The organism is Streptomyces sp. YS-3 (assembly GCF_045257485.1).
GTDB lineage: Bacteria > Actinomycetota > Actinomycetes > Streptomycetales > Streptomycetaceae > Streptomyces.
Genome location: NZ_JBJHPC010001044.1, coordinates 1 through 1166 on the forward strand (window position 1 = coordinate 1; position 1166 = coordinate 1166).

Genomic DNA, 1166 nt, shown 5'->3' on the forward strand with positions numbered 1-1166 from the left:
GGCTGGTGCGGGGGCTGGTAGGGCGGGCGGGGCGGCGGCGAGGGGTCCGGGTCCTGGACGGGACGCGCCACGGCCTTGGCGCGGCCACCGCCCCGGCGCTGCTCGATCATCGCCACCGAGCGGTCGGGCAGCCACGCGGAGGCGGTGCCGCTGTCGTCCGAACCGCCGAACAGGTGCGGGGCGAGCTGTGCCTGGAGGTCCTCGGGCGAGGGCCGCAGCGCGGCCTCCATCTGCATACAGGACTCGATCAGCGGGCGCAGCTCGTCGGGCAGCCCGGTGATGTCGGGGCCCTCGCGCAGCAGCATGAAGACGGTCTCGACCGGGTTGGCGCCGTGGAAGGGGGCGTGGCCGGTCGCCGCGAAGACCAGCGTCGAGCCGAGCGAGAACACATCGCTCGCGCCGGTCACGCTGCGCGAGTCCTTCGCCTGCTCGGGCGACATGTACGCGGGCGTGCCCACGGCGACGTTCGTCATGGTCAGACGGGTGTTGGAGACACCGGACGCGATACCGAAGTCGATGACCCGGGGGCCGTCCTCGACCACCAGGACGTTGGACGGCTTGAGGTCGCGGTGGACCAGACCCGCCCCGTGGATGGACTGCAGCGCCTCGGCGATACCGGCCGCGAGCCAGCGCACCGCCTGGGCCGGGAGCGGCCCGCACTCGTTCACTATTTCTTCCAGCGAGGGCGCCGGTACGTACGCGGTGGCCAGCCACGGCACGGCCGCGCGCGGGTCGGCGTCGACCACCGCCGCCGTGTAGAAACCGCTGACGGCCCGGGCCGCCTCCACCTCACGGGTGAAGCGGACCCGGAACAGCTGGTCCTCGGCGAGCTCCGTGCGCACCGTCTTGATCGCCACGCGGCGGCCGGACGCCGAGCGCGCCAGATAGACCAGCCCCATGCCGCCGGCACCGAGCCGTCCCAGCACCTCGAAGGGGCCGATACGCCTCGGGTCGTGCTGCGTCAGCTGCTCCACTTGCCTGCCACCTCCCCGTACGGGCCCTAAGTATCAACGCGTCGCAACAAGGCCCCGTGCAGCGTCTCACGCGTCGCCCCGATTCTTCCTGCCGGAGGCACCCGGTGGCCAACCCGCGTACGGATCGGGATGTCTCATCCCGTTCCGGACATCTCCCCGAGCCGCCTCCACCCGCCCCACCTGCACAAACAC

The 1166-nt window shown here is 72.3% G+C and carries 1 protein-coding gene; it reads right to left on the minus strand.

Annotated features, from left to right (window positions below):
• The coding region (locus ACJA3G_RS37360; RefSeq protein ID WP_406557454.1) for a serine/threonine-protein kinase at positions 1-974 on the minus strand (974 nt) is incomplete at its 3' end.
• Between the last annotated feature and the right edge of the window lie 192 nt (positions 975-1166).